The organism is Pseudomonas sp. BN505 (genome assembly GCF_029873175.1).
Classification (GTDB): Bacteria; Pseudomonadota; Gammaproteobacteria; order Pseudomonadales; family Pseudomonadaceae; genus Aquipseudomonas; species Aquipseudomonas putida.
Genome location: NZ_SSOI01000032.1, coordinates 263190 through 277085 on the forward strand (window position 1 = coordinate 263190; position 13896 = coordinate 277085).

The window sequence follows — 13896 nt, forward strand, 5'->3', positions numbered from 1 at the left end:
ATGAGCATTACCCAGTTCAAGAACACCGACAGCGCTGTGCTCGACAGCTCCAACCCGGTCGCGGTGCCGCTTGGCGACCCCGTGGCAGTGACGTCTGTTACCTGCGTAGAGCGCAGCGATGGCGTCGAAACCGGCATCTGGGAGTGCACCCCGGGGCGCTGGCGGCGGCAGATCGTGCAACAGGAGTTCTGCCACTTCATCAAGGGCCGCTGCACCTTCACCCCCGACGGTGGCGAGCCCCTGGTCATAGAAGCCGGAGACGCATTGATGCTACCGGCCAACAGCACCGGCACCTGGGACATCCAGGAGACCGTGCGCAAGACCTACGTACTCATTTTCTGATCCGCTGATCGCCTGCCTTCGATAACAACAGACAAAGCAAGGTAAACCCGACATGCGCACGCTCCTTCTCGCCCCCCTGATGCTGGCCGCCAGTGTGGCCGGCGCCGCCGAAACGGTGAAAATCTACAACTGGTCCAGCTACGTCGCCCCCGACACGCTGAAGAACTTCCAGCAAGCCAGCGGCATCGTGCCCACCTACGACGTGTACGACAGCAACGAAACCCTCGACGGCAAGCTGATGACCGGCAACTCCGGCTACGATGTGGTGTTCCCCTCCAACCACTTCATGGCCCGGCAGATCCAGGGCAAGGCCCTGAAACGCCTGGACAAGTCGCAGCTGCCCAACTGGCAAAACCTCAACCCGGTGCTGCTCAAGGCGCTGGAGGTGAACGACCCGGGCAACCAGTACGGCTTCCCGTACCTGTGGGGCAGTACCGGCATCGGCTACAACATCGACAAGGTCAAGGCGGTGCTCGGCGACAACGCGCCGGTGGACTCGTGGGACCTGATCTTCAAGCCCGAGTACATGAGCAAGCTGAAAAGCTGTGGCGTCGCCGTGCTGGACAACGGCCCCGAACTGCTGCCGATTGCCCTGCACTACCTGGGCCTGCCGCACCACAGCCAGAACCCGGCGGACTACGACAAGGCCAAGGCGCTGTTGATGCAGGTGCGGCCTTACATCAGCTACTTCCATTCATCGAAGTACACCGGCGACCTGGCCAATGGCGATATCTGTGTGGTGGTGGGCTTCTCGGGGGATGTGCTGCAAGCGAAAAACCGTGCCGAAGAAGCGAAGAACGGGGTGAAGGTGGGCTATTCGATACCCAAGGAAGGCGCGCCCATGTGGTTTGACATGGTGGCCATGCCGGCCGATGCACCGGACGAAAAAGCCGGGTATGCCTACATGAACTACCTGCTGCAGCCAGAGGTGATGGCCAACATCAGCAACCATGTGCAGTACGCCAACGGTAACCTCAAGGCGGACGGGCTTGTGGAGCCGGCCATGAAGGGCAATCCGATGATTTACCCGAGCGAAGACATGATGGGTAAATTGTATGCGCTGGAAGCGATGCCGGCGAAGATCGACCGCATTCGCACCCGGATCTGGACCAGTATCAAAGCCGGGAACTGAGCGCGGCCGTAGTGCGGTCCCTGTGGGAGCGGGTTCACCCGCGAATGCGTCGGTAAATTCAACAACGCATTCGCGGGTGAACCCGCTCCCACAGGGTCAGCAGCCAGCTCTGGAAATCAGTGGTGCTCGCGGGTCGCGCGGAATTTGACGTCCGGCCAGCGCTCTTCCATCAGTGCCAGGTTGACCCGGGTCGGCGCCAGGTAGGTCAGGTGCCCGCCACCGTCGATGGCCAGGTTCTCCATGGCCTTGGTCTGGAATTCCTCGAGTTTCTTCTTGTCATCGCAGCTGATCCAGCGCGCCGACCACACGGTGATCGGCTCGTAGGCGCATTCGACCTTGTATTCTTCCTTCAGGCGGCTGGCGACCACATCGAACTGCAGCACACCGACCGCACCGAGGATGATGTCGTTGCTGCGCTCCGGGAAGAACACCTGGGTTGCACCCTCTTCGGCCAGCTGCTGCAGGCCCTGGCGCAGCTGCTTGGACTTGAGCGGGTCCTTCAGGCGCACCCGGCGGAACAGCTCCGGGGCGAAGTGCGGAATACCCGTGAAGCCCAGCGCCTCACCTTCGGTGAAGGTGTCGCCAATCTGGATGGTGCCGTGGTTGTGCAGGCCGATGATGTCGCCGGCAAATGCCTCGTCCAGTTGCTCGCGCTCGGAGGAGAAGAAGGTCAGCGCGTCACCGATGCGCAAGTCCTTGCCGGTACGCACGTGGCGCATCTTCATGCCCTTCTCGTACTTGCCCGAGCAGATGCGCATGAAGGCGATACGGTCGCGGTGTTTCGGGTCCATGTTCGCCTGGATCTTGAACACGAAGCCTGTGAACTTCTCTTCCACCGGCTCCACGGTACGCTCGTGGGCGACACGGGCCAGCGGGCGCGGCGCCCAGTCGACAACGGCATCGAGCACATGGTCGACACCGAAGTTGCCCAGCGCCGTACCGAAGAACACCGGGGTCAGTTGGCCATTGATGAACTCGTCCTGATCGAACTCGTGGCATGCACCCTGTACCAGCTCAAGCTGTTCGAGGAAGCGATCATATTCGTCACCCAGGTGCGCGCGGGCTTCATCGGAGTCGAGCTTCTCGATGATCTTCACCTCGGTACGCTCATGGCCGTGGCCCGGGGTGTAGACGATGATGTAGTCACCTTGCAGGTGGTACACACCCTTGAAGTCACGGTAGCAGCCAATCGGCCAGGTGATCGGCGCAGCCTTGATCTTCAGAACGGCCTCGATCTCGTCGAGCAGTTCGATCGGGTCGCGGATGTCACGGTCGAGTTTGTTAATGAAGCTGACGATTGGCGTATCGCGCAGGCGGCACACGTCCATCAGGGCGATGGTACGCGGCTCTACACCTTTACCGCCGTCGAGCACCATCAGCGCCGAGTCCACCGCGGTCAGGGTGCGGTAGGTGTCTTCCGAGAAGTCCTCGTGGCCGGGGGTGTCGAGCAGGTTGATCATGTGCTCGCGGTACGGGAACTGCATCACCGAGGTGGTGATGGAGATGCCGCGCTGCTTCTCCATTTCCATCCAGTCGGAGGTGGCGTGGCGGTCGGACTTGCGCGACTTCACGGTACCGGCGACGGCAATAGCCTTGCCCATCAGCAGCAGCTTCTCGGTGATGGTGGTCTTACCGGCGTCGGGGTGGGAAATGATTGCGAAAGTGCGGCGCTTCGCGACTTCGGCGGCCTGGTTGGTCATGGGAAATCGCCTGACTGGGGGATTCAAAAAGGGGCGATATCATACCTGAAGTTGGGCTGGGACCAAAATCTGCTGAACCAGCGGCACTTGTTCCAGCCTCTTCGCGGGTGAACCCGCTCCCACAATGACCTGCGCTGTTTTCAAGCCTTGCACAGGCTGTGGGAGCTGGCTTGCCGGTGACAGGGCCAGCCCGACAGCAAAAAATCATCAGGCAATCGCTTTATCACGACAAATGGCCAAAGCGCAGTTATTTCAACGCCTGCAGCGCATTAAGCTGCTGTTTTTTCTCGCCAAAATTCCTGAGACCCAGTGATTAACGCTGGCCAAATGCCGCCTCAGATGGGAACCTTTGCGCCCACGGAGACGTCCATTCCCCTGCAACCCGCTTCGGTTGGGGACTGGTTTCATCAGCATTTTCGGGCCCGACGGGGTTCGGCTCATGGCCTGATCGCAGCCTTCGGCGTGCGTCACGCTGCTACTCGCGAACACACCAACCGCCGCCAGGACTGGCCGGCAAAAAAGAAGTGTGCTCGCCGACAACACAAGGAGTCCGCCTGTGGCTAAACGCTACGGTAAAGGGCTGTTGGGATGCGCCACCGTGCTCGTCATCCTGGCCCTGCTGGTCCACTGGATCGGCATCGACACGATCGCGCGTTACCGCGACGATCTTGGGTTCTACCTGCAAGCGCACCTGGTTCTGGTGCTGGCTTCGATGGCGGCGGCGTTGGCCGTGGGCATCCCGGCTGGCATTGCCCTCAGTCGACCGCACCGGGTCGACAAGGCAGAGCGCTTCATGCAGTTTTTCAACGTTGGCAACACCATCCCTCCCCTGGCCGTTCTGGCCATCGCGCTCAGTATCCTGGGCATCGGCGCCGGGCCTGCGATCTTCGCGCTGTTCCTCGCCTCCCTCCTGCCCATCGTGCGCAACACCTACGAGGGCCTGAAAAACGTCCCCGCCTCGCTCAAGGAAGCCGCCACCGGCATCGGCATGACCCCGCGCCAGCAACTCTGGCAGGTGGAGCTACCGAATGCCGTGCCGATCATCGTCGGTGGTGTACGCGTGGCCCTGGCGTTGAACGTGGGCACCGCACCGCTGGCCTTCCTGATCGGCGCCAACAGCCTGGGTAGCCTGATCTTCCCCGGCATCGCCCTGAATAACCAGCCACAGCTGCTGCTGGGTGCCGCCTGCACCGCACTGCTGGCACTGGTGCTGGACGCGGCGGTGAGTTTCTCCAGCAAGCGCTGGCTGGAACGTGGCCTGGCCCAATAAGGATAGGGAACGTATGAACAAGAGAATCGCCTTGCTGCTGGGCGCGGCCCTGCTGTTCGCAGGATTTGCCCAGGCAGTGGAAAAACCGCTGGTGCGCATCGGCGCACGGGTGTTCACCGAGCAGACCGTGCTCGCCGAAATCACTGCGCAATACCTGCGCGCCAATGGCTTTGACGTGCGTGTCACCAGCGGCCTTGGCAGCAACATCGCGCGCCAGGCCCAGGAGACCGGCCAGCTCGACCTGATGTGGGAATACACCGGGGTTTCGCTGGTGTCGTACAACCACATCGACGAACGCATGCCCAGTGCCGAAGCCACCTTCGCCAGGGTCAAGGAGCTGGATGCAAAGAAGGACCTGATCTGGCTGACCCCGTCGAAGTTCAGTAACACCTACGCGCTAGGCCTGCCCAAGCAAGTGGCCGAGGCCTACCCGCAGGTCAACACCATCAGTGACCTCAACCAGGTACTGCGTGACGAAAGCCAGCGCAACCACCTGGTGGCGCTGGACACCGAGTTCGCCAACCGCCCCGACGGCCTCGTTGGCCTGCGCGAGATGTACGGCCTGCCGCTGGACCGGCGCAACATCCGCCAGATGGACGGTGGCCTGGTGTACACCGCCATGCGCAACAACCAGGTATTCGCCGGGCTGGTGTACACCACCGACGGCCGCCTGAGTGCGTTCAACCTCAAGCTGCTGGAAGACGACAAGCACTACTTCCCCGATTACACCGCAGCGCCCGTGGTGCGCAAAGCCGTGCTCGACGCCAACCCGCAACTGGCCGCACTGCTCAAGCCACTGGCCGAGCAGCTGGATGACGAAACCATGCGCCAGCTCAACGCCAAGGTCGACGTCGAGCACCAGAACCCGACTGCCGTGGCCGCCACCTTCCTGCGCGAGCACCCACTGAACAGCGAGGGCCAGCCATGAACCTGATCGATACCTTCAGCCACCTGGACTGGGCCCAGGTGCTGCAACTGACCTGGCAGCACATCATGCTGGTGGGCGTTGCGGTGAGCCTGGCCATTCTCGTCGGCGTGCCGCTGGGCATCCTGATGACCCGCTTCCCGGCCGTTGCCGGGCCGCTGCAAGCCAGCGCCACGGTGCTGCTGACCATCCCGTCGATTGCCCTGTTCGGCCTGCTGCTGCCGTTCTATTCCAAGTTCGGCCAGGGGCTGGGGCCATTGCCAGCGATCACCGCGGTGTTCCTCTATTCGCTGCTCCCGATCCTGCGCAACACCTACCTGGCCCTGACCAACGTAGAGCCCGGTATCCGTGAAGCTGCGCGCGGCATCGGCATGACCTTCGGCCAGCGCCTGCGCATGGTCGAGCTGCCCATCGCCGTGCCGGTGATCCTCGCCGGTGTGCGCACTGCCGTGGTCATGAACATCGGCGTCATGACCATTGCCGCCACCATCGGCGCCGGCGGCCTGGGCGTGCTCATTCTTACCTCCATCAGCCGCAGCGACATGTCGATGCTGCTGGTCGGTGCCGTGCTGGTCAGCCTGCTGGCCATCATTGCCGACCTGCTGCTGCAAACCCTGCAACGTGCCCTGACTCCAGAAGGACTGCGCCCATGATCGAACTGAAGAACCTCAGCAAAACCTTCAACGTCAACGGCAAGGACGTCAAAGCCGTCGACGCGGTAAGCCTCACTGTCAACGAAGGGGAAATCTGCGTGTTCCTCGGCCCCTCGGGCTGCGGCAAGAGCACCACGCTGAAAATGATCAACCGGCTGATCACGCCTACGTCGGGCCAGGTGTTCATCAATGGCGAGGACACCACCGGGCTGGACGAAGTCACCCTGCGCCGCCATATCGGCTATGTGATCCAGCAGATCGGCCTGTTCCCCAACATGACCATCGAAGAAAACATCACCGTGGTCCCGCGCCTGCTCGGCTGGGACAAGCAAAAGTGCCACGAGCGTGCTCGCGAGCTGATGCACATGATCAAGCTCGAACCCAAGCAGTACCTGCAGCGCTACCCGCGCGAGCTGTCCGGTGGCCAGCAGCAGCGCATCGGCGTGATCCGTGCCTTGGCGGCCGACGCGCCGGTATTGCTGATGGACGAGCCATTCGGCGCAGTCGATCCGATCAACCGCGAGATGATCCAGAACGAGTTCTTCGAGATGCAGCGGGCGCTGAACAAGACCGTGATCATGGTCAGCCACGACATCGACGAAGCGATCAAGCTGGGCGACAAGATTGCCATCTTCCGTGCCGGCAAACTGTTGCAGCTGGACCACCCGGACACGCTGCTGGCGCACCCGGCGGATGACTTTGTCAGCAACTTCGTTGGCCAGGACAGCACGCTCAAGCGCCTGCTGCTGGTGCGTGCCGAGGATGCAGCGGACAACGCGCCGTCGGTGAGCCCGGAGACGCCCGTGAGCGATGCACTGGAGCTGCTGGATGAGCACGACCGCCGCTACGTGGTGGTGACCGATGCACAGAACAAGGCACTGGGCTATGTACGCCGACGTGACATGCACCGCCAGCAAGGGACGTGTAGCGACTTCCTGCGGCCGTTCAATGCCACGGCATCGCACGATGAGCATTTGCGCATCCTGCTGTCGCGCATGTACGAGTTCAACCGGGCGTGGTTGCCGGTGCTGGACGCCGAGCAGGTGTTTTTGGGCGAGGTGACGCAGGAGTCGATTGCGGCGTACCTGAGTTCGGGCAGATCGCGCGGGGCCAAGACCAGCATCGTCTCACCAGCCGAAGCGGTGGTGTCCTAGAAAGCCAGGGGCGCTTCGCGCCCCATCGCCGGCAAGCCAGCTCCCACAGGTACAGCGAGAACCTCAAGACATGCGCTGTACCTGTGGGAGCTGGCTTGCCGGCGATGGGCCGCAAAGCGGCCCCGGCAATCTCCAGTCAGAACCCTACGCTGGCCTGCACATAAAAGGTCCGCGGCTCACCCACGTAGAGGCCGGCGTTGTTGTCGCTGGAGCGGGTGAAGTACTGCTTGTCGAACAGGTTCTTCACCCCCGCCGCCAGCTTCAGGTTGGACATCTCGGGCCCGAATTCATACCCGCCACGGGCATGCCAGGTCACGTAACCCGGAATATCGCCATACTGCCCATCCGCACTTGGCTCGGTGATGTAGTCGCCGTTGAAGCTGCCATCGGCGTTGATCCCGGTCCCCGGCGCGCGCTGTTTGGATTGGGCGTAGGCGTCCAGGTTCCAGGTCCAGCGGTTGACCGCGTAACGCACGCCGGCGGTGGCCACCTGCCGTGAATAGAACGGCAAGTCACGGCCCTTGAAACCCGGGATCTCACCTTCATATGTGGCGCGGGTAAAGGTGTACCCACCGCTCACCGAAAGCCCTTCCAGGCGCGGGTCCAGCCCGGCCAGGTCGTAGCGCACCGACGCCTCGATACCCTGGTGCTTGGTCGCCCCGAGGTTGGTCCAGCCCACATCGTTGCTGATGTACTGCAGCTCGTCATCGAAGTCGATGTAGAACGCCGTCAGCTCGCCGGCAAAGCCACCATCGTCATAGCGCGTGCCTATTTCGTAGGTCTTGGCCTTTTCCGGCTCCAGGCCATTGGCCGTGCTGTTGCCGGTACCGCCCTGGCCCAGCTGGAAGTACTGCAGGCTGCCGAACGAGGTTTCATAGTTGGCAAACACTTTCCATGCGTCGGAGATGTGGTACATCACGCTCAGCGCCGGCAGCGGTTCGTTGCTGGTGATGCTGCGCTTCTTTTCCGCCACCGGGCGGTTGTTGGCATCCAGCACCGGGCGGTCGCGCCAGTCGGTATTGATGTGCTCGAAGCGCACGCCCGGGGTGATGGTCCAGTTGCCCACATCGATCTTGTCGTCGATGTAGTAGGCGCTGGCCTCGGTACCGCCGCTGCGGTCCTGGAACACGTGGCCGTCAGAGGTCGGCGTCACGGTCGGCACGTTGTCGATCAGCGCCAGGCGGGTCGACTGTTCGCGCATCGCTTCCTTCAGGTAGCGATAACCCACGCTGACTTCCTGGGTGGTCGGGCCGGCAAAGAAGATGCGCGACACCCGTGGCTCGATGGCGAAGGTGTGATAGTTGCGCGGGTACGATGACAGGGTCTTCATGTCACGCGAGGCGATGGCGCTGCCGCGGAAGCTGTCGGTGTAGTAGGTCAGCACTTCGAACTGGGTGGCATCGTCAAGCTGGCGCTGCCACTTGAGCGACACATCCTTGCGCCGACCGGCGAAGTAGTCATAGTCGCGCAGCGACTGGTACGGGTTGCTGTCGTACTGGGCCTGGGTCAGGCCGCCGGGCATGTCGGCACGGCCATCGTAGTAATGGAAGTTGAGCCAGAACTCATCGACATCGGTGGGCGCCCAGTGGGTCTTGAGGATGACGTCGTCGATGTCGTTGCCATTGTTGCTTTCACGGTAACCGTTGCCGTTCACCCCGGTGTACAGCAGCGCCACGCCCATGCCGTTGTCAGCCGTGCCGCCGACGAAGGCCGACTCGGTGTGCTTCCAGCCGCCGCGCTGGGAGGTTTCCAGGGTGGTGGACAGTTCCGCCGAAGCCTTTTCCGGAATCGCCCGGGTGACGAAGTTGATCACCCCTCCCACGTTCTGCGGGCCATAGCGTACCGAGCCGGCCCCACGCACCACGTCGATGCTGTCGAGGTTGCCCGAGGAGATCGGCGCCATCGACAGCTGTGGCTGGCCATAGGGCGCGAAGGCGGCCGGGATGCCGTCGATCAATACGGTGGAGCGCGGCGACAGGCGCGAGGTCAGGCCGCGCACGCCCACGTTCAGCGACAGGTCGCTGCCGCCGGTGCCGTTGGAGTCCTGCACCTGCACACCCGGGATGCCGCGCAGTACGTCGCGCACGTTCATCGCGCCCTTCTCCACCATCGCCTCGCGACGCACCACGGTGCGCGCCCCGGGGTGGTTCTGCACCACGCTCTGCTGGGCATCGCCCAACCAGTCACCGACCACCTTGATGTCGGTGGGCGCCAGCTCCAGGCTGCCGCTGCCCAGGTCGAGGGTAGTCGGCAGCGGCTTTACCACGACGGTGTCCTGGGACATCTCGAAGGTCAGCCCGCTGCCTTGCAGCAACTGTTGCAGCGCCTGCACCGGCGCCAGGTTGCCAGACACCGCCGGGGCCTGTTTGCCCGCCACCAGTTCGGGGCTGAAGAACAGCTGCAGGTTGGTTTGCTGACCAAGCTGATTCAGGGCCGAGGCCAGCGGTTGAGCCTGGATCTGGATGGTGTTGCCCGCCTCAGCAGCCTGGCTGTTGACGGTCACGGCGCTGACCGCCAGGGCCAGCGCCAGGGCGCGGAAGCGTGGGAAGGGTTTGTTGTTGTTCACGTCGTCGAAACATCCTGGAATGCGGAATAAACGCCAACCGCGTGCAAATGGAAATGCTTGGCAGTTGCAGCTGGCGAGGAAGACGAACGAGCGAGAAAAAACCTGAATCTATTTCGCAATTATTTCGCGAGAACCGTCTTCATGGGCCTTGATGGCCACCGGCAGGATGCTCGGCAAGGCCCGCAACAGTGCGTCGGTGTCGTCGGTGCTGAAGGTGCTCGAAAGGCGCATCTGGGCGACTTTACCGGGGGCGACCCGCAGCGGTTGGCTACGATAGCGCGAGGCTTCGGCCACCACCTCGGCGAGGGTAGCGTTGTCGAACACCAGCTTGCCCTGGCGCCAGGCGGTAACGGCAGCGGTATTGACGGCGTAGGGGGCGGCCACCCCGCCATGTGCATCTATATGCGAACCCTGGCCGGCCGTAAGCTGCGCCAGCGCGTCGCCCTTGCCCTGCACACGCACCGAACCCTGCTCCACCGCCACCCGGGTGCTGGCAGGGTCCTGCCGCACGTCAAAGCGGGTACCGGTTACCGTCACGCTGCCCTGGGCGGTGTCGACCACAAACGGCCGGGCACTGTCGTGGGCGACGTTGAACATCACCTCGCCGGCACTCAGGCGGATATGCCGCTGGCCGGCGCTGAAGTCGACCTGCAGCTGTGTGCTGCCATTGAGATCCAGCAAGGAGCCATCCGGCAGTTCGACCTGGCGGCGTTCATTGAAGGCGGTCTGCAAGCTACCCTGGTGATTCAGTTGCTGGTGGTGCCAGCCGCCCCAACCCAGGCCCAAGGCCAATACCGCGACACTGGCAGCCAGGGCGTGACGCACGAAACGCCGACGAGGCAGTTGCTGCACCGGGTCCGGCTGGCACAACGCTTCAAGGCGCTGGCGTGGAATGAAGTCGGCGGCCTGCCACACGCGGCACAGGTGCTGGTACTCCTCCCGGTGGCGCTCGTCGCTGGCCAACCAGGCGCGCAACTGTTTCTGCAGCCCGGCATCCTGAGGCGCATCCTGCACGCGGGCAAACCATGCGGCCGCCTGCTCGCGGACGGTATCGGTACCGTGCTGTTTCATCGAAAAGGTCTCCTGACTCATCATGCCGACACATCCAGGTGCTCACGCAAATGCCGGAGCGTGCGGATCATATACTTTTCGACCATGTTCTTGCTCAAACCCATCCGCTCGGCGATCTCGGCCTGGGTCAGCCCTTCGAGTTTCTGCCAGATGAAAACCTGCCGGCAGTTGAGCGGCAACTCGGCCAGCGCCCGCTCGACGCTGTCGGCCAATTCCAGCGCATGCACGTAGGCCTCCGGGTCATCGCTGCCGCCAGTGCCTTCGTCTAACGCTTCCAGCGCCAGGGCCTGGCGGCGGTCTTCGCGGCGCAAGCCATCCACGGCAATGTTACGTGCGGTCTGGTGCAGGTAGGCGCGGGGCTGCTCGACCTGGTCGCGCGGGTTTTCCAGTACCCGGACAAAGGCATCGTGGGTGAGGTCTTCAGCCTGCTGGCGATTGCGCAGTTTGCGCGTCCAGGTGCCGATCAGCTCATGGTAATGGTCGAGGAAGCCTTTGTGTCCGGACACGGTCTGGGTCATCAGGGAGGCGGATAAGGGTGCGAATAGTAATGTTTCTCATCAAAACCAGCAAATCCGCCAGTCGGTAACAAAAAATTTATGGGCCATTTCCTGTACGTGGGTACCAGGAAAATGTGGCCATAAATATGAACACCTCTGGCCCCTTAACGGGTGACCCCGCACACCCGAGAATTGCGAAAAGCCTATAGGAGCGGGTTTACCCACAAAGGGGCCAACACGGTCTATTCCACAATATTTAACGCTTGAAACATCGCGGGGAACATCAGCCGGTCACACGAGTCGGTTATTCAAATGGCTGGTCGTCGATCCACGCCGATCACGCCCGGATTGCCTGTTGATTCTGCATTCTTCACGCCCTAAAGTGCGCGCCGAACGTCCATGCTGGAAACGATCCATCCGGCTCAAGTACTGAGTAGGCGAACCAAAGTGGGGATACGGAGGACGTTCAGTTTGCAGCCACTTATTCTTTTTGTTTGCCCATGGAGTCCCTGAGCATGTCGATCCAGGTCGAAGACTATTTCGCGCGTGACACCTTCCAGAAAATGAAGGCGTTCGCCGACAAGCAGGAAACCCCGTTCGTACTCATCGATACCCAGATGATCAGCCAGGCCTATGACGACCTGCGCGCCGGTTTCGAATTCGCCAAGGTCTACTACGCGGTCAAGGCCAACCCGGCCGTCGAAATCATCGACCTGCTCAAAGAGAAAGGTTCGAGCTTCGACATCGCCTCGATCTACGAACTGGACAAGGTGATGGACCGCGGTGTCAGCGCCGACCGCATCAGCTACGGCAACACCATCAAGAAGTCCAAGGACATCCGCTACTTCTACGAGAAGGGCGTGCGCCTGTTCGCCACCGACTCGGAAGCCGACCTGCGCAACATCGCCAAGGCCGCACCGGGTTCGAAAGTGTATGTGCGTATCCTGACTGAGGGCTCCACCACTGCCGACTGGCCGCTGTCGCGTAAATTCGGCTGCCAGACCGACATGGCCATGGACCTGCTGATCCTCGCCCGTGACCTGGGCCTGGTGCCTTACGGCATCTCCTTCCACGTGGGCTCGCAGCAGCGCGACATCAGCGTGTGGGACGCCGCCATCGCCAAGGTCAAGGTGATCTTCGAGCGCCTGAAGGAAGAAGACGGCATCGAGCTGAAGCTGATCAACATGGGTGGCGGCTTCCCGGCCAACTACATCACCCGTACCAACAGCCTGGAAACCTACGCCGAAGAAATCATCCGCTTCCTCAAGGAAGACTTCGGTGACGAGCTGCCGGAAATCATCCTGGAGCCAGGCCGTTCGCTGATTGCCAACGCCGGCATCCTGGTCAGCGAAGTGGTGCTGGTGGCGCGCAAGTCGCGCACTGCCGTCGAGCGTTGGATCTACACCGACGTGGGCAAATTCTCCGGCCTGATCGAAACCATGGACGAAGCCATCAAGTTCCCGATCTGGACCGAGAAGAAAGGCGAAACCGAAGAAGTCGTCATCGCCGGCCCGACCTGCGACAGCGCCGACATCATGTACGAAAACTACAAGTACGGCCTGCCGCTGAACCTGGCCATCGGTGACCGCCTGTACTGGCTGTCGACCGGTGCCTACACCACCAGCTACAGCGCAGTCGAATTCAACGGCTTCCCGCCGCTGAAGGCTTACTACCTGTAACGCAAAACGGGGCCGCAAGGCCCCGTTTTCATGTGTGCTCCACTGTACCGGCCCATTCGCGGGCTTGCCCGCTCCCACAGGTGCGGTGCTTCCTTCAGGCCCAGCGCAGTACCTGTGGGAGCCGGCAAGCGCGCGAAGAGGCCAGCACAGGCAACTTCAATCCCCGCGCCGTTCGATCTCTTCGGCATACCGCGCCGCAAAGGCCATCAACACCGGCCCTGCACCCTGCAAGGTTACCAACGCAGCACGCAGGAAATTCATGTTCCCCTCAACCCGCGCCTGCTCCAGCCATTGCCCTGCTTCGGCCAGCTGCCCGCGCTCGACCAGCACCAGCCCCAGGCTGAACATCCCACGGAAATCCCCCGCCTCTGCCGAGCGCCGATACCAGCGCACCGCCCGCGCCGGGCTGGGCGCCGTGGCAATGCCCTGCTCCAGGTAACGCCCATACAGGTTCATCGACTTGGCGTGCCCCAGCTGCGCAGCCTTCTCGTAGCACATCAGTGCCTGTGCCTGGTTGGCCGGCACCCCGCGCCCGGTGGCCAGCAGGTTGCCCAGATTGTAAAGGCCCCAGTCCAGCCCGGCGTCAGCCGCACGCGCATAATGAATGGCTGCCTGCTCCAGGCTCGGCTCCCCCCCCCAACCATGCTCCAGGCAACGCCCGAGCATGTTATGCGCCATGGCACTGCCGCCCTGTGCGGCGATGCCGAACCAACGCCGGGCCACGGTGGCATCTTCTTCGATACCGCGCCCATCCAGCAGAATCTGCCCCAGCAGCAACTGCGCCTCGACCGCGCCCTGCCCCGCCGCTGCCAGGATTGCCTGGGCAGCTTTGCCGGGGCTCTCCTCCAGCATGGACTGCAAGCCAGCCACATCCACCACTTCCTCACGTCGCAACTGATAGGACACG

Annotated in this window: 12 protein-coding genes; 7 read left to right on the forward strand and 5 right to left on the reverse strand. The window is 62.4% G+C overall.

Going from position 1 to position 13896, the window contains the following annotated elements; all coding sequences use genetic code 11:
• Both E8E78_RS10280 and E8E78_RS10285 read left to right on the forward strand, forming a co-directional pair.
• Window positions 1-342, forward strand: a complete 342-nt coding sequence (locus E8E78_RS10280) for a cupin domain-containing protein (protein ID WP_016484999.1) — start codon at window positions 1-3, stop codon at window positions 340-342.
• 52 nt (window positions 343-394) lie between these two features.
• Window positions 395-1474, forward strand: coding sequence for a polyamine ABC transporter substrate-binding protein (locus E8E78_RS10285; RefSeq protein ID WP_061203523.1), 1080 nt, complete (start codon window positions 395-397; stop codon window positions 1472-1474).
• Between the two features lie 116 nt (window positions 1475-1590).
• Here E8E78_RS10285 and E8E78_RS10290 read toward each other — a convergent pair whose 3' ends face one another.
• Window positions 1591-3174 (reverse strand): peptide chain release factor 3, encoded by a 1584-nt coding sequence (locus E8E78_RS10290; RefSeq protein ID WP_016501372.1) that lies wholly within the window; start codon window positions 3172-3174, stop codon window positions 1591-1593.
• A 556-nt stretch (window positions 3175-3730) separates the two neighbouring features.
• Between E8E78_RS10290 and E8E78_RS10295 the strand changes: the two genes are divergently transcribed.
• The 4 genes from E8E78_RS10295 to E8E78_RS10310 are packed head-to-tail and all read left to right on the forward strand — an operon-like array spanning window position 3731 to window position 7176.
• Entirely contained in the window at window positions 3731-4444 is a 714-nt protein-coding gene (locus E8E78_RS10295; protein ID WP_016501375.1) for an ABC transporter permease, read from the forward strand.
• A gap of 13 nt (window positions 4445-4457) precedes the next feature.
• Window positions 4458-5372, forward strand: coding sequence for a glycine betaine ABC transporter substrate-binding protein (locus E8E78_RS10300; RefSeq protein ID WP_016501376.1), 915 nt, complete (start codon window positions 4458-4460; stop codon window positions 5370-5372).
• Window positions 5369-6022 (forward strand): ABC transporter permease, encoded by a 654-nt coding sequence (locus E8E78_RS10305; RefSeq protein WP_016501377.1) that lies wholly within the window; start codon window positions 5369-5371, stop codon window positions 6020-6022. The genes E8E78_RS10300 and E8E78_RS10305 overlap by 4 nt, the downstream gene beginning before the upstream one ends.
• Window positions 6019-7176, forward strand: coding sequence for an ABC transporter ATP-binding protein (locus tag E8E78_RS10310; RefSeq protein WP_049275033.1), 1158 nt, complete (start codon window positions 6019-6021; stop codon window positions 7174-7176). The genes E8E78_RS10305 and E8E78_RS10310 overlap by 4 nt, the downstream gene beginning before the upstream one ends.
• 136 nt (window positions 7177-7312) lie before the next feature.
• Here E8E78_RS10310 and E8E78_RS10315 read toward each other — a convergent pair whose 3' ends face one another.
• The 3 genes from E8E78_RS10315 to E8E78_RS10325 form a co-directional block, all read right to left on the reverse strand.
• On the reverse strand, window positions 7313-9742 hold the full coding sequence (locus tag E8E78_RS10315) for a TonB-dependent siderophore receptor (RefSeq protein ID WP_280312184.1): 2430 nt from the start codon (window positions 9740-9742) through the stop codon (window positions 7313-7315).
• A 108-nt stretch (window positions 9743-9850) separates the two neighbouring features.
• Window positions 9851-10813, reverse strand: coding sequence for a FecR family protein (locus E8E78_RS10320; protein WP_059394686.1), 963 nt, complete (start codon window positions 10811-10813; stop codon window positions 9851-9853).
• Window positions 10814-10833: 20 nt separating this feature from the next.
• On the reverse strand, window positions 10834-11331 hold the full coding sequence (locus E8E78_RS10325; protein ID WP_016501381.1) for a sigma-70 family RNA polymerase sigma factor: 498 nt from the start codon (window positions 11329-11331) through the stop codon (window positions 10834-10836).
• Window positions 11332-11825: 494 nt separating this feature from the next.
• On the opposite strand from E8E78_RS10325, the gene E8E78_RS10330 reads away from it, so the two are divergent.
• On the forward strand, window positions 11826-12989 hold the full coding sequence (locus tag E8E78_RS10330; protein WP_016501382.1) for a type III PLP-dependent enzyme: 1164 nt from the start codon (window positions 11826-11828) through the stop codon (window positions 12987-12989).
• A gap of 156 nt (window positions 12990-13145) precedes the next feature.
• On the opposite strand, the gene E8E78_RS10335 is transcribed toward E8E78_RS10330, so the two are convergent.
• Window positions 13146-13895 carry a tetratricopeptide repeat protein gene (locus tag E8E78_RS10335; RefSeq protein ID WP_016501383.1) on the reverse strand — a complete coding sequence of 250 codons (750 nt, stop codon included), beginning with the start codon at window positions 13893-13895 and terminating at the stop codon, window positions 13146-13148.
• Between the last annotated feature and the right edge of the window lies 1 nt (window position 13896).

Coding starts and splice junctions, on each gene's coding strand:
- E8E78_RS10300 (WP_016501376.1), top strand. CDS start 4,458: ATGAACAAGAGAATCGCCTTGCTGCTGGGCGCGGCCCTGCTGTTCGCA.
- E8E78_RS10305 (WP_016501377.1), top strand. CDS start 5,369: ATGAACCTGATCGATACCTTCAGCCACCTGGACTGGGCCCAGGTGCTG.
- E8E78_RS10320 (WP_059394686.1), bottom strand. CDS start 10,813: ATGAAACAGCACGGTACCGATACCGTCCGCGAGCAGGCGGCCGCATGG.
- E8E78_RS10310 (WP_049275033.1), top strand. CDS start 6,019: ATGATCGAACTGAAGAACCTCAGCAAAACCTTCAACGTCAACGGCAAG.
- E8E78_RS10280 (WP_016484999.1), top strand. CDS start 1: ATGAGCATTACCCAGTTCAAGAACACCGACAGCGCTGTGCTCGACAGC.
- E8E78_RS10285 (WP_061203523.1), top strand. CDS start 395: ATGCGCACGCTCCTTCTCGCCCCCCTGATGCTGGCCGCCAGTGTGGCC.
- E8E78_RS10330 (WP_016501382.1), top strand. CDS start 11,826: ATGTCGATCCAGGTCGAAGACTATTTCGCGCGTGACACCTTCCAGAAA.
- E8E78_RS10290 (WP_016501372.1), bottom strand. CDS start 3,174: ATGACCAACCAGGCCGCCGAAGTCGCGAAGCGCCGCACTTTCGCAATC.
- E8E78_RS10325 (WP_016501381.1), bottom strand. CDS start 11,331: ATGACCCAGACCGTGTCCGGACACAAAGGCTTCCTCGACCATTACCAT.